The sequence below is a fragment of the Brachybacterium fresconis genome (assembly GCF_017876515.1).
GTDB classification, from domain to species: Bacteria; Actinomycetota; Actinomycetes; order Actinomycetales; family Dermabacteraceae; genus Brachybacterium; species Brachybacterium fresconis.
Map to the genome: position 1 here is coordinate 1586656 of NZ_JAGIOC010000001.1, position 19125 is coordinate 1605780.

The 19125-nt window shown below is 69.6% G+C and carries 25 protein-coding genes; 4 read left to right on the top strand and 21 right to left on the bottom strand.

Annotation, left to right across the window (positions count from 1 at the left end):
- Positions 1-10 precede the first annotated feature (10 nt).
- The gene (locus JOF44_RS07245) at positions 11-1333 is read right to left on the bottom strand and encodes an acetyl-CoA C-acetyltransferase (RefSeq protein WP_209895763.1); all 1323 of its coding nucleotides are present in this window, start codon (positions 1331-1333) and stop codon (positions 11-13) included.
- Positions 1334-1510: 177 nt separating this feature from the next.
- Here JOF44_RS07245 and JOF44_RS07250 point away from each other — a divergent pair, with 177 nt between their 5' ends.
- The 3 genes from JOF44_RS07250 (at position 1511) to purL (ending at position 6896) form a co-directional block, all read left to right on the top strand.
- On the top strand, positions 1511-2224 hold the full coding sequence (locus JOF44_RS07250; protein WP_209889153.1) for a TetR/AcrR family transcriptional regulator: 714 nt from the start codon (positions 1511-1513) through the stop codon (positions 2222-2224).
- Complete coding sequence (locus tag JOF44_RS07255; protein WP_209889156.1) at positions 2221-4347, top strand: acyl-CoA dehydrogenase family protein; 2127 nt, start codon at positions 2221-2223, stop codon at positions 4345-4347. The genes JOF44_RS07250 and JOF44_RS07255 overlap by 4 nt, the downstream gene beginning before the upstream one ends.
- A 221-nt stretch (positions 4348-4568) precedes the next feature.
- A complete protein-coding gene (purL, locus tag JOF44_RS07260; RefSeq protein ID WP_209889159.1) occupies positions 4569-6896 on the top strand; it encodes a phosphoribosylformylglycinamidine synthase subunit PurL in 2328 nt (775 codons plus the stop codon).
- A gap of 222 nt (positions 6897-7118) precedes the next feature.
- Here the strand turns inward: purL and rplQ are convergent, their stop codons facing one another.
- The 19 genes from rplQ to rplN all read right to left on the bottom strand — a co-directional run bounded on the left by rplQ (position 7119) and on the right by rplN (position 17875).
- Positions 7119-7628, bottom strand: a complete 510-nt coding sequence (gene rplQ / locus JOF44_RS07265; protein WP_209889160.1) for a 50S ribosomal protein L17 — start codon at positions 7626-7628, stop codon at positions 7119-7121.
- 24 nt (positions 7629-7652) lie between these two features.
- Positions 7653-8648, bottom strand: a complete 996-nt coding sequence (locus JOF44_RS07270) for a DNA-directed RNA polymerase subunit alpha (RefSeq protein ID WP_209889163.1) — start codon at positions 8646-8648, stop codon at positions 7653-7655.
- 160 nt (positions 8649-8808) lie between these two features.
- Positions 8809-9213 carry a 30S ribosomal protein S11 gene (gene rpsK, locus JOF44_RS07275; protein ID WP_076808050.1) on the bottom strand — a complete coding sequence of 135 codons (405 nt, stop codon included), beginning with the start codon at positions 9211-9213 and terminating at the stop codon, positions 8809-8811.
- Positions 9214-9317: 104 nt separating this feature from the next.
- Positions 9318-9692 (bottom strand): 30S ribosomal protein S13, encoded by a 375-nt coding sequence (gene rpsM, locus JOF44_RS07280; protein WP_209889166.1) that lies wholly within the window; start codon positions 9690-9692, stop codon positions 9318-9320.
- A gap of 216 nt (positions 9693-9908) precedes the next feature.
- The gene (rpmJ, locus tag JOF44_RS07285; protein WP_010532506.1) at positions 9909-10022 is read right to left on the bottom strand and encodes a 50S ribosomal protein L36; all 114 of its coding nucleotides are present in this window, start codon (positions 10020-10022) and stop codon (positions 9909-9911) included.
- 22 nt (positions 10023-10044) lie between these two features.
- Complete coding sequence (infA, locus tag JOF44_RS07290; RefSeq protein WP_076808056.1) at positions 10045-10266, bottom strand: translation initiation factor IF-1; 222 nt, start codon at positions 10264-10266, stop codon at positions 10045-10047.
- 410 nt (positions 10267-10676) lie between these two features.
- Positions 10677-11525, bottom strand: coding sequence for a type I methionyl aminopeptidase (gene map, locus JOF44_RS07295; protein ID WP_209889169.1), 849 nt, complete (start codon positions 11523-11525; stop codon positions 10677-10679).
- The gene (locus tag JOF44_RS07300) at positions 11522-12118 is read right to left on the bottom strand and encodes an adenylate kinase (protein WP_209889172.1); all 597 of its coding nucleotides are present in this window, start codon (positions 12116-12118) and stop codon (positions 11522-11524) included. The genes map and JOF44_RS07300 overlap by 4 nt, the downstream gene beginning before the upstream one ends.
- Positions 12115-13416 carry a preprotein translocase subunit SecY gene (gene secY, locus JOF44_RS07305; RefSeq protein WP_209889174.1) on the bottom strand — a complete coding sequence of 434 codons (1302 nt, stop codon included), beginning with the start codon at positions 13414-13416 and terminating at the stop codon, positions 12115-12117. Before secY ends, JOF44_RS07300 begins: the two co-directional genes overlap by 4 nt.
- Positions 13417-13571: 155 nt before the next feature.
- Positions 13572-14033, bottom strand: a complete 462-nt coding sequence (gene rplO, locus JOF44_RS07310) for a 50S ribosomal protein L15 (protein WP_209889177.1) — start codon at positions 14031-14033, stop codon at positions 13572-13574.
- 5 nt (positions 14034-14038) lie between these two features.
- Positions 14039-14221 (bottom strand): 50S ribosomal protein L30, encoded by a 183-nt coding sequence (gene rpmD, locus JOF44_RS07315; RefSeq protein ID WP_281067129.1) that lies wholly within the window; start codon positions 14219-14221, stop codon positions 14039-14041.
- A complete protein-coding gene (rpsE, locus tag JOF44_RS07320) occupies positions 14218-14904 on the bottom strand; it encodes a 30S ribosomal protein S5 (RefSeq protein ID WP_209889183.1) in 687 nt (228 codons plus the stop codon). The genes rpmD and rpsE overlap by 4 nt, the downstream gene beginning before the upstream one ends.
- 37 nt (positions 14905-14941) lie before the next feature.
- The gene (gene rplR / locus JOF44_RS07325; RefSeq protein WP_209889186.1) at positions 14942-15328 is read right to left on the bottom strand and encodes a 50S ribosomal protein L18; all 387 of its coding nucleotides are present in this window, start codon (positions 15326-15328) and stop codon (positions 14942-14944) included.
- A 2-nt stretch (positions 15329-15330) separates the two neighbouring features.
- A complete protein-coding gene (gene rplF, locus JOF44_RS07330) occupies positions 15331-15873 on the bottom strand; it encodes a 50S ribosomal protein L6 (protein ID WP_209889188.1) in 543 nt (180 codons plus the stop codon).
- Between the two features lie 18 nt (positions 15874-15891).
- Positions 15892-16290: a 30S ribosomal protein S8 gene (gene rpsH / locus JOF44_RS07335; RefSeq protein ID WP_209889190.1), complete on the bottom strand. Its 399-nt coding sequence runs from the start codon at positions 16288-16290 to the stop codon at positions 15892-15894.
- Between the two features lie 70 nt (positions 16291-16360).
- Positions 16361-16546 carry a type Z 30S ribosomal protein S14 gene (locus JOF44_RS07340; protein WP_010550318.1) on the bottom strand — a complete coding sequence of 62 codons (186 nt, stop codon included), beginning with the start codon at positions 16544-16546 and terminating at the stop codon, positions 16361-16363.
- A gap of 1 nt (position 16547) precedes the next feature.
- Positions 16548-17117, bottom strand: coding sequence for a 50S ribosomal protein L5 (gene rplE, locus JOF44_RS07345; RefSeq protein ID WP_209889192.1), 570 nt, complete (start codon positions 17115-17117; stop codon positions 16548-16550).
- Position 17118: 1 nt separating this feature from the next.
- The gene (rplX, locus tag JOF44_RS07350) at positions 17119-17505 is read right to left on the bottom strand and encodes a 50S ribosomal protein L24 (RefSeq protein ID WP_209889194.1); all 387 of its coding nucleotides are present in this window, start codon (positions 17503-17505) and stop codon (positions 17119-17121) included.
- Between the two features lies 1 nt (position 17506).
- On the bottom strand, positions 17507-17875 hold the full coding sequence (gene rplN / locus JOF44_RS07355; RefSeq protein ID WP_076808071.1) for a 50S ribosomal protein L14: 369 nt from the start codon (positions 17873-17875) through the stop codon (positions 17507-17509).
- A gap of 409 nt (positions 17876-18284) precedes the next feature.
- Here rplN and JOF44_RS07360 point away from each other — a divergent pair, with 409 nt between their 5' ends.
- Entirely contained in the window at positions 18285-18698 is a 414-nt protein-coding gene (locus JOF44_RS07360; RefSeq protein WP_209889196.1) for a hypothetical protein, read from the top strand.
- Positions 18699-18785: 87 nt separating this feature from the next.
- On the opposite strand, the gene rpsQ is transcribed toward JOF44_RS07360, so the two are convergent.
- Entirely contained in the window at positions 18786-19112 is a 327-nt protein-coding gene (rpsQ, locus tag JOF44_RS07365) for a 30S ribosomal protein S17 (RefSeq protein WP_209889198.1), read from the bottom strand.
- Between the last annotated feature and the right edge of the window lie 13 nt (positions 19113-19125).

Here is a 19125-nt window from a genome sequence, read left to right on the forward strand (position 1 = left end):
CCGCACCGGCTCAGTCCGCGACGGACTCGAGCAGGACGACGGTGCCCTGGCCGGCGGCGGCGCACACGGAGATCAGGCCGCGCTGGACGCGGCCGGTCTCGACCTCCTTCTGGTGCAGCAGCTTGGCGAGGGTCGCCGTGATGCGCCCGCCGGTCGCGGCGAAGGGGTGCCCGGCCGCGAGCGAGGAGCCGACGACGTTGAGCTTGCTGCGATCGATCGCTCCGAGCGCACCACCGCGGCCGAGCTTCTCGCGGCAGAACTCCTCGGACTCCCAGGCGGACAGCGTCGCCAGGACGGTGGAGGCGAAGGCCTCGTGGATCTCGTAGAAGTCGAGGTCCTGCAGGGTGAGGCCGTTGGCGTCCAGCAGCTCGGGCACCGCATAGGCGGGGGCCATCAGGAGGCCCTCGGCGCCGTGGACGAAGTCGACCGCGGCGCTGCGCGCGTCGACCACGCGGGCCAGCGGGGTCAGGCCACGCTCGTCGGCCCACTGCCGGCTCCCCATCAGCACCGAGGAGGCGCCGTCGCTGAGCGGGGTGGAGTTGCCGGCGGTCATGGTGGGCTCGGGGACCTCGGGGCTGCTCACCCCGAAGACGGGCTTGAGGGACCCGAGCTTCTCGAGGGTGGAGTCGGGGCGCAGGTTCTGGTCCCGGGACAGGCCGCGATAGCCGGTGACCAGGTCGTCGAAGAAGCCGGCGTCGTAGGCGGCGCCGAGCTTCTGGTGCGAGGCCAGCGCCAGCTCGTCCTGGGCCTGGCGGGTGACGCCCCACTGGGCTGCGGTCTGCGCCTGGTGCTCGCCCATCGACAGCCCCGTGCGCGGCTCGCCGTTGCGGGGCGGGACCGGCGCGAGGTCGGCAGGGCGGATCGCCGTGAGGGCCTTGATGCGCTGCCCGGCGGTCTTGGCGGCGAAGGCGCGGTGGAGGATGCGGCGCAGCCGCGGGGTGACCTCGATCGGGGAATCCGAGGCGGAGTCGACGCCGCAGGCGATGCCGGAGTCGATCTGGCCCAGCTGGATCTTGTTCGACACCCGGATCACGGTCTCGAGGCTGGTCGCGCAGGCTCGGGAGACGTCGATCGCGGGGGTGCGCGGGTCCAGCGGCGTGCCCAGCGCGCTCTCGCGCGTGAGGTTGAGGTCGCCGGCGAGCTTGAGCACCGCGCCGCCCGCGACCTCGCCGAGCTTCGCGCCCTGCAGCCCGTATCGGGCGACGAGGCCCTCGAGCGCGGCGGTCAGCATGTCCTGGTTGGAGATCCCGGCGTAGGGTCCGCCGGAGCGGGCGAACGGGATGCGATTGCCTCCCAGGATCAGCGCATCGCTGGGAACGTCGGAAACGGTCACTGTGGGCACCTCTTCATGGTCAATGCGGGGTTCCGCCGTCTGAGCGGGTTCCGCCGTCAGAGCGGGATCGTCGTCGCCGGGTCCCGGCGCCGGGCGGAGTCCGTGATCGGGTGGATTCCCGACGGATCCCGATCGGGACTTTACATAGAACCGACGGTACTTGATACCCTAGGTTCTGTGAATGCGACGACGCAAGCCCCCGTGGACGGGCGATCGGCCCGCTGGGCGCGCCACCGGGAGGAGAGGCGCGCCGAGCTGCTCGATGTGGCCCGGCATCTGATCCACGTCAGCGGCCCCGAGGTGACGATGGAGGACATCGCCGCGGCCTCCGGCACCTCGAAGTCGATCGTCTACCGCTACTTCGAGGACAAGGCGACCCTCCAGCAGGCGCTCGGACGCAGCATCCTGGCCGCGATGCACACCAAGCTGCTCGAGGAGATGGCCGCGCTGGAATCCGCCGTCGGTCGCGAGCCGGAGCCCGACGAGCGCCTGCACGCCATGATCCGCGCCTACGTGGAGACCGCCCAGCGCTCCCCCGGCGTCTACCGCTTCGTCACCCGGCCCAGCGATGGGCTGAACCACTTCCTCAGCTCCGTCTCCCGGCTCGTCACCACCTTCCTGCCCGAGGACGTCCCCTCCCCGCGGATCTGGGCGCGCGGCGCCGTCGGCTTCGTCGAGAGCGCGGTCGACATCTGGATGACCGACGTCGAGCAGGACGCGGACCGCACCGCCCAGCAGGACCAGCACGCCCGGCAGGACCAGCACGCCCGGCAGGACCAGCACGCCCAGCAGGAGGGCTCCGCCCCTCCGGGCGCCCCCACCACCCCGATCTCCTCCGACCAGCTCGTCACCCGACTCGTCACCTGGCTCATGAAGGGAATGCACGCATGACTGCCCACACCGACCACGCCCCCACCGACTCCGCACCGAGTTCCGCCACCCCCACCGGCCCGATCCCGCTGCCGCCCCAGGGAGGCGACCGCCTCGACATCGAGGCGGTCAGCGAGGCCCTGCTGGGTTCCTGGGCCGAGAGCCGCCGCACCGCCCGCGAGCGCGCCGCCCGCCCCGAGTTCCACCGCCCGCTCGACGCGACCGTCGCCGAGCACCGCGAGCACACCTTCGCGCAGATGCGGACCCTCGCCGCGGAGGACGTCTCCCACCCGATGCTGCCCGAGCACCTCGGCGGTCCCAACGACAACGGCGCCAATGTCGCCGCGTTCGAGGAGCTGGTGGTCGCCGACCCCTCCCTGCAGATCAAGGCCGGCGTGCAGTGGGGGCTGTTCACCTCCGCCATCGTCCAGCTCGGCGACGAGGAGCAGCAGAAGGCGTGGGTCCCCGACGCGATGAGCCTGGCCGTCCCCGGCGCCTTCGCCATGACGGAGATCGGTCATGGCTCCGACGTGCAGTCGCTGGCGACCACCGCGACCTACGACCCGGCGACCGAGGAATGGGTGCTGAACACCCCCTTCCGCGCTGCGTGGAAGGAGTTCCTGGGCAACGCCGCGCTGCATGCGAAGGCCGCCACGGTCTTCGCCCGGCTGATCACCCAGGGCGTCGACCACGGCGTGCACTGCTTCTACGTCCCGGTGCGGGACGCCGACGGTGAGCTGCTGCCCGGCGTGGCCAGCGAGGACGACGGCCCCAAGGGCGGTCTGAACGGCATCGACAACGGCCGTCTGGCCTTCGACCACGTCCGCGTGCCGCGCACGAATCTGCTCAACCGCTACGGCGACATCGCGGCCGACGGCACCTACACCTCGCCGATCGAGTCCCCCGGCCGTCGCTTCTTCACCATGCTGGGCACCCTGGTCCAGGGGCGGGTCTCCCTCGACGGTTCCGCGAACCGGGCCAGCCAGCTCGCGCTGCACATCGCGATCACCTACGCCACCCAGCGCCGCCAGTTCACCGCCGCCGATCCCACCCGGGAGACGGTGCTGATGGACTACCAGGCGCATCTGCACCGCCTGCTGCCCAAGCTCGCCGCCACCTATGCCGGGTCCTTCGCCCACGAGCAGCTGCTGCACGCCTTCGACGACGTGTTCTCCGGGCGCGGGGACGACCCCGAGGCCCGCGAGGACCTCGAGACGCTCGCCGCCACGCTGAAGCCCACCTCCACCCGCCTGGCGCTGGACACCATCCAGGAGTCCCGCGAAGCCTGCGGCGGGGCGGGCTTCATCGCCGAGAACCAGCTGGTGGGCCTGCACCAGGACCTCGACGTGTACGCCACCTTCGAGGGCGACAACACGGTGCTGCTTCAGCTGGTGGCCAAGCGCCTGCTCAGCGACTACACCTCCGAGCTGAAGAACGTCGATCGCGCCGGCATCGGTCGCTACATCGCCCAGCGCGCCGAGGTGCTCGCCAAGCGTCACACCCCCTGGGCGCGCCTCGGCCAGGACTTCTCCGACCGCGGCAACCCTCGGCGCGCCTCCGATTCCATGCGCGAGGCGGACTTCCAGGAGGCGATGCTCGCCGATCGCGCGCGGGTGAAGGTCGAGGAGGTCGCCCTCGCTCTGCGCTCGGCGACGAAGATGGATCCCGCCGATGCCGCCGCGGAGGTCAACAAGCATCAGGTGGAGATGCTGGAGGCCGCCCGTGCCCACGCCGACCTGGTCCGCTGGCGCGCCTTCACCGCCGCCATCGAGCGCTTCGAGGACGAGGGCACCCGCGCGGTGCTCACCGATGTGCGCGACCTGTTCGGGCTGAGCACCATCGAGGACGACCTCGCCTGGTTCCTCCTCAGCGGCATGATCTCCACGCAGCGCGGTCGCCAGATCGACTCGGATCTGCGCCGGCTGCTGTGGCGGCTGCGCCCGCACGTCCTGGATCTCGTCGCCGCCTTCGACATCCGTCCCGGGCACGTCCGCGCCCCGATCGCCCTGGGTGGAGAGCACGAACGACAGGAGGAGGCGGCCGCGTACTTCCGCGCGCAGCGGGCCGACGCCGACGCCCCGGTCAGCGAGAAGGCCCTGCGGGACCGGGAGAAGCAGCGCCGGAAGCAGGCCGCGGGCCGCTGACCGCACCGGGTCGCACCGGCCGCTCCGCGCGCCCCGGGGACGCGGGGATCGCGCCGGTTCAGCCGCCCCGGGCTGGACCGTTCACGCCGGCCGTGGGCGGTCCTGCCCGGCGGGGCGCGGCGATCGTAGACTGTGGGCGCCGCGGCGCACCGCGCCCGCACCCCGGCGCCGGCGACCGCCCGCGCACCCGTGCCCTCGTGATGAACGGATTCGACCCCGCGATGACCGCTGACGACGCTCGCCCCTCCTCCCCCGCCGCGCCCGGGGACGTCGACACCACCGAGCATGCCGCCGGCACGCCCGGGACGACCCAGCCCTACGCGGACCTCGGTCTCAAGGACGACGAGTACGCGAACATCCGCGAGATCCTCGGCCGCCGCCCCACCAACGCCGAGCTCGCCATGTACTCGGTGATGTGGTCCGAGCACTGCTCCTACAAGTCCTCCAAGAAGCACCTGAGCACCTTCGGCGAGCACACCACCGAGGAGATGCGGGCCAAGCTGCTGGTGGGCATGGGCGAGAACGCGGGCGTCGTCGACATCGGCGACGGCTGGGCGGTGACCTTCAAGGTCGAGTCCCACAACCACCCCAGCTACGTCGAGCCGCACCAGGGGGCCGCGACCGGCGTCGGCGGCATCGTGCGCGACATCATCTCCATGGGTGCGCGCCCCGTCGCCGTCATGGACCAGCTGCGCTTCGGGGCGATCGACCATCCCGACACCGCGCGGGTGGTCCACGGCGTGGTCTCCGGCGTCGGCGGCTACGGCAACTCCCTCGGCCTGCCCAATATCGGCGGTGAGACCGTCTTCGACGCCTCCTACCAGGCCAATCCTCTGGTCAATGCCCTGTCGATCGGGGTCATGCGCCATGAGGACATCCACCTCGCCTCCGCCACCGGACCGGGCAACAAGGTCGTGCTGTTCGGCGCCCGCACCGGCGGCGACGGCATCGGCGGCGCCTCGATCCTGGCCTCGGAGACCTTCGAGGAGGACGGTCCCGTCAAGCGCCCCAGCGTCCAGGTGGGCGACCCCTTCATGGAGAAGGTCCTCATCGAGTGCTGCCTCGAGCTGTTCGCCGCCGACACCGTCGAGGGCATCCAGGACCTCGGGGCGGCGGGCATCTCCTGCGCCACCAGCGAGCTGGCCGCCAACGGCCGCTCCGGCATGCACATCCACCTCGAGGAGGTGCTGCTGCGCGACCCCACCCTGACCGCCGGCGAGATCCTCATGAGCGAGTCCCAGGAACGGATGATGGCCGTGGTCAGCCCCGCGAAGCTGGCCGAGTTCGAAGCGATCGTGGCGAAGTGGGACGTCGAGGCCGCCGTGATCGGCGAGGTCACCGGTGACGGACGGCTGACCATCGATCACCACGGTCACCGCATCGTCGACGTCGATCCGGCCACCGTCGCGGTCGACAGCCCCGTCTACGACCGCCCCTACGCGCGGCCCGCATGGCAGGACGCCCTGCAGGCCGATCGGGCCGAGGACCTGCCCCGGCCCACCGGTGCCGAACAGATCGGCCACGCGATCCGCGAGCTGATCTCCTCCCCGAACCTCGCCTCGAAGGGCTGGGTCACCGACCAGTACGACCGCTACGTGGGCGGCAACACGGCCCTGGCGATGCCCGACGACGCCGGCGTGCTGCGGATCGACGAGACCACCGGCCGCGGCGTGGCCCTGGCGACCGACGCCAACGGCCGCTACACCAAGCTCGATCCGCGCACCGGCGCCCAGCTGGCGCTCGCGGAGGCCTACCGCAACGTCGCGACCGCCGGCGCGCGCCCGCTCGCGATCACGGACTGCCTGAACTTCGGATCTCCCGAGGACCCCGGGCCCATGTGGCAGCTGGTCGAGGCGATCGGCGGCCTCGCCGAGGCCTGCGAGACGCTCGGCGTCCCGGTCACCGGCGGCAATGTCTCTCTGTACAACTCCACCGGCGAACCCGGCCGGATCGACTCCGCCATCCACCCCACCCCGGTGGTCGGGGTGCTCGGCGTCTTCGACGATGTCTCGCGTCGCCTCCCGTCCGGCTGGCAGGCCGAGGGCGAGTCCGTGATCCTGCTGGGGACCACCCGCGAGGAGCTCTCCGGCTCGGCCTGGGCGCAGGTGGCCCATGACCATCTCGGCGGACTGCCCCCGCAGGTCGATCTCGCGGCCGAAGCAGCGCTGGCCGAGGTGCTGATCGGGGCGAGCACGAACGGTCTCGTCTCCGCCGCCCATGACCTGTCCGAGGGCGGTCTGGTGCAGGCCCTGGTCGAGGCCGCCACCCGCTTCGGCATCGGTGCGTCGGTGGACCCCGCTCTCCTGGCCGAGCGTGACGGGGTGGACCTGTTCACGGCGCTGTTCTCCGAGTCCCAGGCCCGGGCCCTGGTGTCCGTGCCGTCGGCCACGGAGGAGACGCTGCTGGCCCTGACCGCGCAGCACGGCGTCCCGGCGCTGCGGCTGGGGACGACCGGCGGCGGCGAGCTCGAGATCGCCGGGCTCGAGCCCCTCGGGATCGGCGCCCTGCGCGAACTGCGCGAGGGCACCCTGCCGCGGTACTTCGGCTGAGCGGGCGGCGACCCGCGCCGCATCGAGACCTACCTACGGAACCCTTTCGTGGCCTGAAGGGGTTCTGAACGTCGGTCTCGGCTTGTCAGGGCATCGTCCGGCGGGCCCGAACGCGGCCCGTACCGCCACGGGGTCACGGGCCGCTCTCCCCCTCGCGAACACGAAGGAGCCCGCCGAGCATGTGCTCGGCGGGCTCCTTCGTCTCTCGGGAAGATCAGGGGCTCAGGCCTCCTTGGTCTCCTCCGTGCTGTCCTCCGCGGCCTCGACCGGGGTCTCGGCCGGAGCGGCCTCCTCCGCGGCAGCGGCGTCGTCGGCCTTCGAGGCGCCCTTGGCGGCGCCCTCGGCCTCCTTCACCACGGCCTGCTTCGGGGAGTACTCCTCCTGGACCAGCTCGATGACCGCCATCGGGGCGTTGTCGCCCTTGCGGGGCGCCACCTTGGTGATGCGGGTGTAGCCGCCGGGACGCTGAGAGAAGGTCGGGGCGATCTCCTCGAACAGCGAGTACACGACGCCGCGGTCACGGATCGTGCGCATCACGCGACGGCGGGAGGAGAGGTCACCCTTCTTGGCGAAGGTGACCAGACGCTCCGCGTAGGGACGCAGGCGCTTGGCCTTGGTCTCCGTCGTGGTGATCGCCTTGTGGCGGAACAGCTCGGTGGCGAGTCCCGAGAGGATCATCCGCTCATGTGCGGGGGATCCCCCGAGGCGCGCGCCCTTGGTGGGTGCAGGCATGGTCGTTCTCCTTGAAAATTTAGGTCAGTACTGGTCGCCGAAGTCGTCGGAGTAGGACTCCAGGGCCGACGGGTCGAACCCGGCCGGGGAATCCTTCAGCGACAGTCCGAGGTCGACGAGCTTGGCCTTGACCTCATCGATGGACTTCTGCCCGAAGTTGCGGATGTCGAGCAGATCGGCCTCGGAACGGGCGGTCAGCTCACCGACGGTGTGCACACCCTCGCGCATGAGGCAGTTGTACGACCGCACCGTGAGGTTGAGGTCGTTGATCGGCAGCGCCAGATCGGCAGCCAGCGCCTGATCGGTCGGCGACGGGCCGATCTCGATGCCCTCCGCCTCCTGGTTCAGCTCGTGGGCCAGACCGAACAGCTCGACCAGCGTCTTGCCGGCGGAGGCCAGCGCGTCCCGCGGGGAGATGGCCGGCTTGGTCTCGACGTCGACGATCAGCTTGTCGAAGTCGGTGCGCTGCTCGACACGGGTCGCCTCGACCTTGTAGGTCACCTTGAGCACGGGCGAGTAGATCGAGTCGACCGGGACCCGGCCGATCTCGCCGTCCACGCCCTTGTTCTGGGCGGCCGACACGTAGCCGCGACCGCGCTCGACGATCAGCTCGATCTCCAGCCGGCCCTTCTCGTTGAGGGTCGCGATGTGGAGGTCCGGGTTGTGGATCTCCACGCCCGCGGGCGGGGTGATGTCGGCCGCGGTCACGTGACCGGCCTCCTCCCGGCGCAGGTACATCACGACCGGCTCATCGTTCTCCGAGGAGACCACGAGGTTCTTGATGTTGAGGATGACCTCGGTGATGTCCTCCTTGACCCCGGGGACGGTGCTGAACTCGTGCAGCACGCCGTCGATGCGGATCGAGGTGACCGCGGCACCGGGGATGGAGGACAGCAGGGTGCGGCGCAGGGAGTTGCCGAGGGTGTAGCCGAAACCCGGCTCGAGCGGCTCGATGACGAACCGGGACCGGGTGTCCGACACGACCTCTTCGGTCAGCGTGGGGCGCTGTGCAATGAGCACTGTGGATCCTTTCTGCGAGCGTCCGCCATATGACGCTCAGAAGGGGGCGGTGAGCCTAGAGGGTGAGTGGTGTCCAGGGGCGCCGCGGGCGACGCGGCCCGCCGACGCAGAGGTCGGCCGCGACCGGCGGGGTCAGGAGCCCCGGTCGCGGCCGACGTGGTCAGACGCGGCGGCGCTTGGCCGGACGGGTGCCGTTGTGCGGCTGCGGGGTGACGTCCTGGATCGAGCCGACCTCGAGGCCGGTCGCCGTCAGCGAGCGGATCGCGGTCTCGCGGCCGGAGCCCGGACCCTTCACGAAGACGTCGACCTTCTTCATGCCGTGGTCCTGCGCCTGGCGCGCGGCGGCCTCGGCGGCCATCTGGGCGGCGTACGGGGTCGACTTGCGCGATCCCTTGAAGCCGACCTGTCCGGCGGAGGCCCAGGAGATGACGGCACCGGTCGGGTCCGTGATGGACACGATCGTGTTGTTGAACGTGCTCTTGATGTGTGCCTGGCCGTTGACGATGTTCTTCTTGTCCTTGCGGCGCGGCTTGCGCGCAGCGGCCTGACGGGTCTTGGTTGCCATACGGCGGAACTCCTCTGGTGGGTGTGGGGTGCGCCGGATCCCTCAGCGGCGCGAAGTGACTGCGGGTCCGAAGACTCCTGCGGTCCGACGGCTGTCGCCGTGGATCAGCGGGTCTTCTTCTTGCCGGCGACGGTGCGCTTCGGGCCCTTGCGGGTGCGCGCGTTGGTCTTCGTGCGCTGGCCGTGGACCGGCAGGCCGCGGCGGTGGCGCAGGCCCTGGTAGCTGCCGATCTCGACCTTGCGACGGATGTCGGCGGCGACCTCGCGGCGCAGATCGCCCTCGGTGCGGTAGTTCTCCTCGATGTGGTCGCGCAGCTGGACGAGCTCCTCGTCGGTCAGCTCGCGCACGCGCTTGCCACCGGGAACTCCGGTCGCGGCCAGCGTCTCGAGGGCACGGGTACGACCCATGCCGAAGATGTACGTCAGGGCGACTTCGAGGCGCTTCTCGCGCGGAAGGTCCACTCCCACCAGACGTGCCATGTGCAGATTCTCCTACTGTCTCGGAGGCCTGATCCGACACCCCGCCCTCGGGTCTGTTCCCGGGACGCCGCAGCCTCCGCGCTGCGGGTGGCCGGCCTGGTGGCCGGTGGTGTCGACTCTTCTGTTGTGTGTCCGCGGTGCGGACGGGTGCCCTCGCGGGCGGCCGCCTCGGGGGCGGCTGTCACGGCCGGAGCCGGGACGAGCGGACGGATCCGTTCAGCCCTGGCGCTGCTTGTGACGGGGGTTCGAGCAGATGACCATGACGCGTGAGTGGCGACGGATCACCTTGCAGTTGTCACAGATCGGCTTGACGCTCGGCTTGACCTTCATAGCTTTCCTTCTCCCGGGACGATCACTTGTAGCGGTACACGATGCGGCCCCGGTCGAGATCGTAGGGGCTCAGCTCGACGACCACGCGGTCCTCGGGAAGGATGCGGATGTAGTGCTGGCGCATCTTCCCGGAGATGTGCGCGAGCACCATGTGCCCGTTGTCGAGCTCGACCCGGAAACGCGCGTTCGCGAGCGCCTCCACGACTCGGCCTTCGACCTCGATCACGCCGTCCTTCTTCGCCATGCCTCCCCAATCTCTCGCCTCCGGAGGACCGGGGGCCGAGTTCCGCATTCGATGAATACTCAGTCCTTGCACACCGGTCGTCGGGCGACGGTACGGTGGTCAACGAGGGCGGCGCCGGAGCGCGTCGTCGTCGCGGCGACTCGACACGGCGGAGCCGGTCGAGAGGTCGGCGCGACGGGACTGCACGACTGCACACGACGAGATCGCGCGCGGAGCACACCCGATGGACGAGCCTACACTCCATGGCCGGGAACAGCGAGTGCCAGCGGTGATGACGCCCATCACGTCCCCTGCCGCCGCCCGCCGAGGTCGTGCGCGTTCTCCCGGGCCCGATCCGGACCCGATCATTCGCGCGGCTCCCGACCGAGGGCGGGCCGACCCCCGGAGGGCGGGCTCGCCCGGCCCGCGGCTCAGGCCGCAGGCCCGGCGAGCGGATCCGGGGCCGCGGTCAGACCACGCAGGGCGAGCTCGGCGGCGCCCCCGTCCCCGGCAGTGAGCACCAGCAGCCCGCCGTCGGTGACGGCGACGGAGTGCTCCCAGTGGGCGGCCCGGCCGCCGGCGGTGGCGCGCACCGTCCAGTCGTCGGACTCGAGCTCCCAGTTGCCCGGCCCCTGCATCAGCATGGGCTCGATCGCCAGGCACATCCCGGGGCGCACGCGCGGCCCTCGGGAGCGGGTGCGGTAGTTCATGACGTCCGGTGCCTGGTGCATGGCGGTGCCGATGCCGTGCCCGCCGAACCCTTCGAGATGGGACAGGGACTGGCCGGCCTCCTCCTCGACGTAGTCCTCGATCGCCGCTCCGACGTCGCCGACCCGCTGCGCCGTGGCGAGAGCGACGATGCCGGCCCAGAGCGCCTCGTGCGTGATGCGCACCAGGTCCTCGTCGGCCACCGAGCGGGGCGCGCCCACGACGTGGGTGCGCGCCGCATCGGAGTGCCAGCCGTCGATGATCAGCCCGCCGTCGATGGAGACGATGTCGCCGTCCTGCAGCACGCGCTCGTCGGGGATGCCGTGGACCACGACCTCGTTGACGCTGATGCACAGCGTCGCGGGATAGCCCTGGTAGCCCAGGAAGTTCGGGGTGGCGCCCTCGTCCAGGATCATCTCGTGGGCGAGGCGATCCAGCTCGGCGGTGGTGGTGCCGGGCCGGATGCTGCGCTCGAGCATCTCGTGCACACGGTGCAGCAGGTGGCCGCTGCGGCGCATGATCTCGATCTGCTCGGGCGTCTTCAGCTCCACCCGCTCCGGGAGGATGCTCATCGCTCTGCGAGCGCCTCCCGCAGCGCGACGGTGACCTCGTCGATGCCGGCCATGCCGTCCACCCGCCGCACCAGGCCGCGGTTCTCGTAGACGTCGATCAACGGGGCGGTCTGCTCGGCGTAGACCTCGAGGCGGCGCCGGATGGTCGCCTCGGTGTCGTCGCTGCGACCCTCGGCCCTGCCGCGCTCGAGGAGGCGACCGACGACCGCATCGGTCTCCACCTGGAGCAGCAGCACGGCGTCCAGCGAGGTGCCGAGCTCGGAGAGCGTGGCGTCGAGGGCCTCGACCTGATCGAGGGTGCGGGGATAGCCGTCCAGCAGGAAGCCGTCCTTCGCGTCGTCCTCGGACAGACGCGAGCGCACCATGTCGTTGGTGACCGAGTCCGGGACGTACTCGCCGGCGTCCATGTAGGACTTCGCGAGGACGCCGAGCTCGGTCTCGCCGGCGACGTTGGCGCGGAAGATGTCGCCGGTGGAGATCGCGGGGATCGATAGCGACTCGGCCAGGCGCACGGCCTGGGTGCCCTTGCCCGCTCCGGGCGGGCCGACGATCAGCAGTCGGCGGGCGGTGGGTGCGGATGAGGAGGAGGTCACCGAAGAATCCCTTCGTAGTGGTGCTGCTGGAGCTTCGCATCGATCTGCTTGACGGTGTCGAGGCCGACGCCGATGACGATCAGCAGGGACACGCCGCCGAGCGGGAAGTTCTGCGAGACACCGAGGTAGGCGAACGCGAGCAGCGGCATCAGCGAGATCACCGCGAGGTAGATCGCACCGGGGGTCTGGATCCGGTTGATCACGTAGCGCAGGTAGCGTTCCGTGGGCTTGCCGGCGCGCACGTTGGGCACGAAACCGCCGTACTTCTTCATGTTGTCGGCGATCTCCTCCGCGTTGAAGGTGATCGAGACGTAGAAGAAGGCGAAGAAGACGATCAGGCCGACGTAGACCACGGCGTAGATCCAGGAGAACGACTGCCCCATCACCAGGTGCGCGTTGATCCACTGCACCCAGCCCGCCTCCGGATTGCCGAAGGAGGCGGCCATCTGCGGCAGCGCCAGGATCGAGCTGGCGAAGATGACCGGGATGACGCCGGCCTGGTTGACCTTGATCGGGATGTAGGTCGAGGTGCCGCCGTACATGCGGCGCCCCACCATCCGCTTGGCGTACTGCACCGGGATCCGGCGCTGGGACTGCTCGACGAACACGACGCCGATCATGACCACCAGCGCCACGAGGATCACCACGGCGAAGATCATCCAGCCCTGCAGCTGGAAGACCTGGCCCATGGCGCTCGGGAAGGACGAGGCGATCGAGGTGAAGATCAGCAGGGACATGCCGTTGCCGACGCCACGCTCGGTGATCATCTCGCCCATGAACATGATCAGCACGGTGCCGACGGTCATGGCCAGCACCATCAGCAGCAGGGTGGGCACGGACTGGTCGGGCACCAGCGTGAGGTTGCAGCCCGGGAAGAACTGCCCGGAGCGCACCAGCGTGATGATCGTGGTCGCCTGCAGCACCGCCAGACCGATCGTCAGGTAGCGCGTGTACTGCGTGAGCTTGGCGGTGCCGGAGGCGCCCTCCTTGTGGAGCGCCTCGAACCGCGGGATGACCACGCGCAGCAGCTGCACGATGATGGAGGCGGTGATGTAGGGCATCACGCCGAGCGAGAAGACGGACAGCTGCAGCAGCGCGCCGCCGGAGAACATGTTGATCATGCCCATCGCGGAGGCGCCCTGACCCGAGGACTGATCCGCGCACATCATCACGTTGGTGTAGTCGAATCCCGGAGTGGGAACGAAGACGCCGAGGCGATAGACCGCGATCAGGCCGAGCGTGAAGAAGATCTTCGCCCTCAGCTCGGGGGTGCGCAGCGCGCGCACGAACGAGTTCACCAGTTTCCCTCCTGGAGGTCCGGGGACAGGACCGTAGGGCGTCCCGGTCCGTCCCGGTGCCGCAGATGCTCGGCGGCCATCGGACCGGCCCCGGTATGACGACGGGGCACCGCAGCACAGATTATTCTGCGCCGCAGTGCCCCGTCAAAAGAGACTCACGCGGTGGTGACGGACCCGCCGGCCGCCGCGATCTTCTGCTCCGCCGAGGCGGAGAACTTCTGTGCGGTGATGTCGAGCTTGACGCTCACGTCACCGGTCCCCAGCACCTTGACGGGCTGGTTCTTGCGCACGGCGCCCTGGGCGACGAGATCCTCGACCGTGACCGTGCCGCCCTCGGGGAACAGCTCGGACAGGGTCGACAGGTTCACGACCTGGTACTCGACGCGGAACGGGTTGGTGAAGCCGCGCAGCTTGGGCAGACGCATGTGCATCGGCATCTGGCCGCCCTCGAAGCCGACCGGCACCTGGTAACGGGCCTTGGTGCCCTTGGTGCCGCGACCGGCGGTCTTGCCCTTGGAGGCCTCGCCGCGACCGACGCGGGTGCGTGCGGTCTTCGATCCCGGCGCGGGGCGCAGGTCGTGCAGCTTCAGCAGGCTGTCGGTGTTCTTGTCAGTCATGGAGTTCAGTCCACCTCTTCGACCGTCACCAGGTGGGTGACGGCGCGGATCATGCCGCGGATCTCGGGGCGGTCTTCCTGCACCACCGTGTCACCGATGCGCTTGAGGCCGAGGCCTCGCAGGGTGGCTCGCTGGCTCTGGTTGCCGCCGATTTCGGAACGGACCTGGGTGACCTTGATCTGCATCAGGCACCCACCTTCTCGGCGCGCGCCGCGGCGCGGCCCTCGGCCTGGGCCCGCAGGAGCGCCGCCGGGGCGACGTCCTCGACCGGGAGGCCACGACGTGCCGCCACGGCCTCCGGCTCCTCGAGCTGCTTGAGGGCATCGACGGTGGCCCGCACGATGTTGATCTGGTTGGTCGAGCCGAGCGACTTGGAGAGCACGTCGTGGACTCCGGCGCACTCCAGCACGGCGCGGACCGGACCACCGGCGATCACGCCGGTGCCCGGGGCGGCCGGGCGAAGCATGACGACTCCCGCCGCATCCTCGCCCTGGACCTTGTGCACGACGGTGCCCTGGATGCGGGGGACGCGGAAGAAGTTCTTCTTCGCCTCCTCGACACCCTTGGAGATCGCCGACGGGACCTCCTTGGCCTTGCCGTAGCCGACGCCGACCGTGCCGTCGCCGTCACCGACCACCACGAGGGCGGTGAAGGAGAAACGACGGCCGCCCTTGACGACCTTCGAGACACGGTTGATGCTCACGACACGCTCGAGGAACGTCGACTTCTCGGCGTCCTGACCGCGTCCGCGGCCCTGACGGCCACCGCGGTCGCCGCCCTGGCGTCCGCCGCGCTCGTTGGTGGTGTTGGTGGACTTGTCGTCCCGCCGGCCGGAGGCCGCGGGACCGTTGCTTCGCTGCTGTGCAGCCATATTCAGATCCTCTTCTCGTCCTGTGTCCGGGGGGCGATCACAGCGCCAGGCCGGCTTCGCGAGCGCCGTCCGCGACGGCGGCCACGCGGCCGTGGTACTTGTAGCCGCCGCGGTCGAACACGACGGAGTCGATCCCGGCGGCCTTGGCGCGCTCGGCGACCAGGGTGCCGACGGTGCGGGCCTTGTCCGCCTTGGGCGATTCGGCGCCGCGCAGGTCCGTCTCCATGGTCGAGGCGGAGGCGAGCGTCTTGCCCACCCCGTCGTCGACGACCTGGACGAAGACGTGCCGGGCCGAGCGGGTGACGACCAGGCGCGGACGCCCGGCGGTCCCGATGATGCGGCGACGGACCCGCAGGTGGCGACGGCCGCGCGCACGCAGCTTGCTGCCGCGGTTGCCCTTGGTGTGCTTGAGTGCGTAACCCATGATCACTTACCAGCCTTTCCGGCCTTGCGCACCACGTTCTCGTCCGCGTAGCGCACGCCCTTGCCCTTGTAGGGCTCGGGCGGGCGGATGCCACGGATCTTCGCCGCGACCTGACCCACATGCTGCTTGTCGATGCCGGAGACCGAGAACTTGCTCGGGGTCTCGACGGCGAAGGTGATCCCCTGGGGGGCCTTCACCGTGACGGGGTGGGAGAAGCCGAGTGCGAACTCGAGATCGGTGCCGTTCGCGGTCACACGGTAGCCCGTGCCCACGATCTCCAGCTTCTTCTCGTAGCCCTCGGTGACGCCGAGGACGATATTGCTGACGAGCGTGCGGGTCAGCCCGTGCAGCGCACGGTTGTCCTGCTCGTCGTCGGGGCGCCGGACGACGATCGCGCCGTCGTCGTTGCGCTCGATGGTCAGGGGCGACGGTACCTCGTGCGAGAGCTCGCCCTTGGGGCCGGTCACCGAGATGGTGCGGCCGGTGATGCTGACGTCAGTGACGGCTGCCGGCACGGGGACCGGTCGGAATCCGATGCGGGACATAGTGTTCTCCTCCCCCGCTCACCAGATGTAGGCGAGGACTTCCCCACCTACACCCTTCTGGGCAGCCTGCTTGTCGGTCAGGAGGCCGGAGGACGTGGACAGGATCGCCACGCCCAGGCCGCCGAGGACCTTGGGCAGATTCGTGGACTTCGCGTACACCCGCAGGCCCGGCTTCGAGATGCGCCGGATTCCGGAGATGGCACGCTCGCGGCTTTCGGAGTACTTCAGCTCGAGGACGAGCTTGCTGCCCACCTCGGCCTCGTCCTCGCGCCAGCCGAGGATGTAGCCCTCTGCCTTCAGGATGTCCGCAATGCGGGCCTTCAACTTCGAGTACGGCATGGACGCGGTCTCGTGGAACGCGCCTGAGGCGTTCCGGATCCGCGTGAGCATGTCCGCGATCGGGTCGGTCATGGTCATGTCTGTTGCTTCTTCCTCACCTGGTTTCCCGCGGCATCATCGCTGTGCCCGGGACCTCTGGCGGTAGTCCTTACCAGCTGCTCTTGGTGACGCCGGGGAGCTCACCGCGGTGAGCCATCTCGCGAAGGCAGACTCGGCAGAGCCCGAACTTGCGGTACACGGAGTGCGGACGGCCGCAGCGCTGGCACCGGGTGTAGGCGCGCACCGCGAACTTCGGCTTGCGCTCCGACTTCTTGATCAGGGCTGTCTTGGCCATATCAGTTCTCCTTGAAGGGGAAGCCGAGCAGCTTCAGCAGCGCGCGTCCCTCGTCGTCGGTCTTCGCAGTGGTCACGACCGTGATGTCCATACCGCGGACGCGGTCGATCTTGTCCTGGTCGATCTCGTGGAACATGACCTGCTCCGTGAGACCGAAGGTGTAGTTGCCGTTGCCGTCGAAGTGCTTCGGCGACAGTCCGCGGAAGTCGCGGATGCGCGGCAGCGCGGTCGACAGCAAGCGGTCCAGGAACTCCCACATGCGGGCGTTGCGCAGGGTGACGTGCGCACCGATCGGCATGCCCTCACGCAGCTTGAACTGCGCGATGGACTTGCGGGCCTTGGTGACCTGGGGCTTCTGACCGGTGATGTCGGCGAGGTCACGGATGGCCCCGTCGATCACCTTGGAATCGCGTGCGGCGTCGCCGACGCCCATGTTCACGACGATCTTGGTCACACCCGGGACCAGCATGACGTTCTCGTAACCGAACTGCTCGGTCAGCTGCGCCTTGATGGTCTCGTTGTACTGGGTCTTCAGACGCGGGGTGGGCGCCTGGGTGACGGTCTCGCTCATCTCAGATGTCCTTCCCGGAGCGCTTGGCGTAGCGGACGCGCACCTGCTTGGAGCGGCCGCTGTCGAGCTCGACGGTCTCGACGCGGACGCCGATCTTGGTCGGCTTGTTGTCCTCCGGGTCGACCAGGGCCACGTTGGAGACGTGGAGCGGCGCCTCGCGCTGCTCGATGCCGCCCGCACCACCGGCCTGGTTCGGCTTGAGGTGGTGGGTGTGGCGGTTGATCCCCTCGACGAGCACGCGCTCGGAGTCGGGGAACACCTGCAGGACGCGGCCCTGCTTGCCCTTGTCGCCGGCCTCGAGGCCGCGCTGGGCGGCCTTGTCGCTGTCGCTGGTGCGACCGGTGATCACCTGGACGAGGTCGCCCTTCTTGATCTTCATCTTTGCCATGTCACAGCACCTCCGGTGCCAGCGAGATGATCTTCATGAAGCGCTTGTCGCGCAGCTCGCGACCGACGGGGCCGAAGATGCGCGTTCCGCGCGGCTCGCCGTCGGTCTTGAGGATCACCGCCGCGTTCTCGTCGAAGCGGATGTAAGAGCCATCGGCACGCCGACGCTCCTTGGATGTACGGACGACGACAGCCTTGATGATGTCGCCCTTCTTGACGTTGCCACCGGGGATGGCGTCCTTGACGGTCGCCACGATGGTGTCGCCGATGCTGGCGTAACGGCGACCGGAGCCACCGAGAACACGGATGCAGAGAATCTCCTTGGCACCCGTGTTGTCGGCGACCTTCAGTCGCGACTCCTGCTGAATCACTCGTTCTCCTATCGTCTCACCGGTTCTCTTCCGACCCGCGGGAGCGAGCCGGCCGAGCCTTGCGGAACGGAATATGGACACTGCATGGTGCGCCGTATCGCCCCTGGCCACAGGTGCGACCGCGGGCATCACCGCCGACGGGTCCCGGGCACCAAAAAACCCTCGGCCGGACTCAAGCACTAGCGTGGGGAACGCGAGGCGTTCGCTTCTCGTGCACGGTCTCCGGCGAGGACGGATCTGGTGGTCCCGGATCCTGCCGCGGACTCCTGCTCGCACGCACCACGAGGGTGGGCGCGCACAGATGTCCGGCAACCGCTCAAGACTACGGGGTCGCACCTGACCTGTCACCCCTTCGGGGCCACCCGGCCGGTGTGTGCTTGCTCTCTCGAAGCATCCGTAGACTCCAGGGATGATCGATATCGATGTTGCCCGCAGGCTGCAGGAGTCAGGCCTCCTCTGGGACCCGGTGGAGGGGGACCTCTTCACCATCGACACGGAGCTGCTGCGCGACGAGGCGTTCATGCTCTCCTCGATGGTGGTCGAACCCGCGGTGGGCCGTGGCGGGGAGCGGGTCTTCCGCTTCAACGGCACCACCGAATGGGCGTTGGACTCCGTCGAGCAGCAGGAGGCGATCTGGATCCCCCGCGAGGACCAGCTGCGCGCCGCGCTCGGAGCGTCCTTCCGCAGTCTCCACCGCGCGGACGACGATGCGTATGTCGTGACCCTCTCCCCCGCCGACGGGGCGGAGCCGCGCGAGGTCCGGGCGCCCCACGCCGAGGACGCCTACGCCGGGGCGCTGCTGGTCCAGCTCACGGGGCGCTGACGGAGCCGCGACGACGACAGGGCCGGCCCTCCCCGAGGGGAGGACCGGCCCTGTCAGGATCCGGGTGCGGTCACGAGGACCGCGGGATCACTTGGCGCGCTCGAGGATCTCGACCAGACGCCACCGCTTGGTCGCGGAGGTCGGACGGGTCTCCATGATCAGGACACGGTCGCCGTAGCCGGCGGTGTTCTCCTCGTCATGGGCCTTGAACTTGCTGGACTTCGTCGTGACCTTGCCGTAGCGGGCGTGCTTGACACGCTCCTCGACCTCGACCACGACGGTCTTGTCCATCTTGTCCGAGACCACGAGACCGCGGACGGTCTTGCGGTACGGGCGCTCGTGGGAGGAGGCGTGCGCGCCCTCCTTGTCGAGCTCCTCTGCGGCCGGGATATCGGCCTGGGTGTTCTCAGTCATCTCTGTTCCTCGC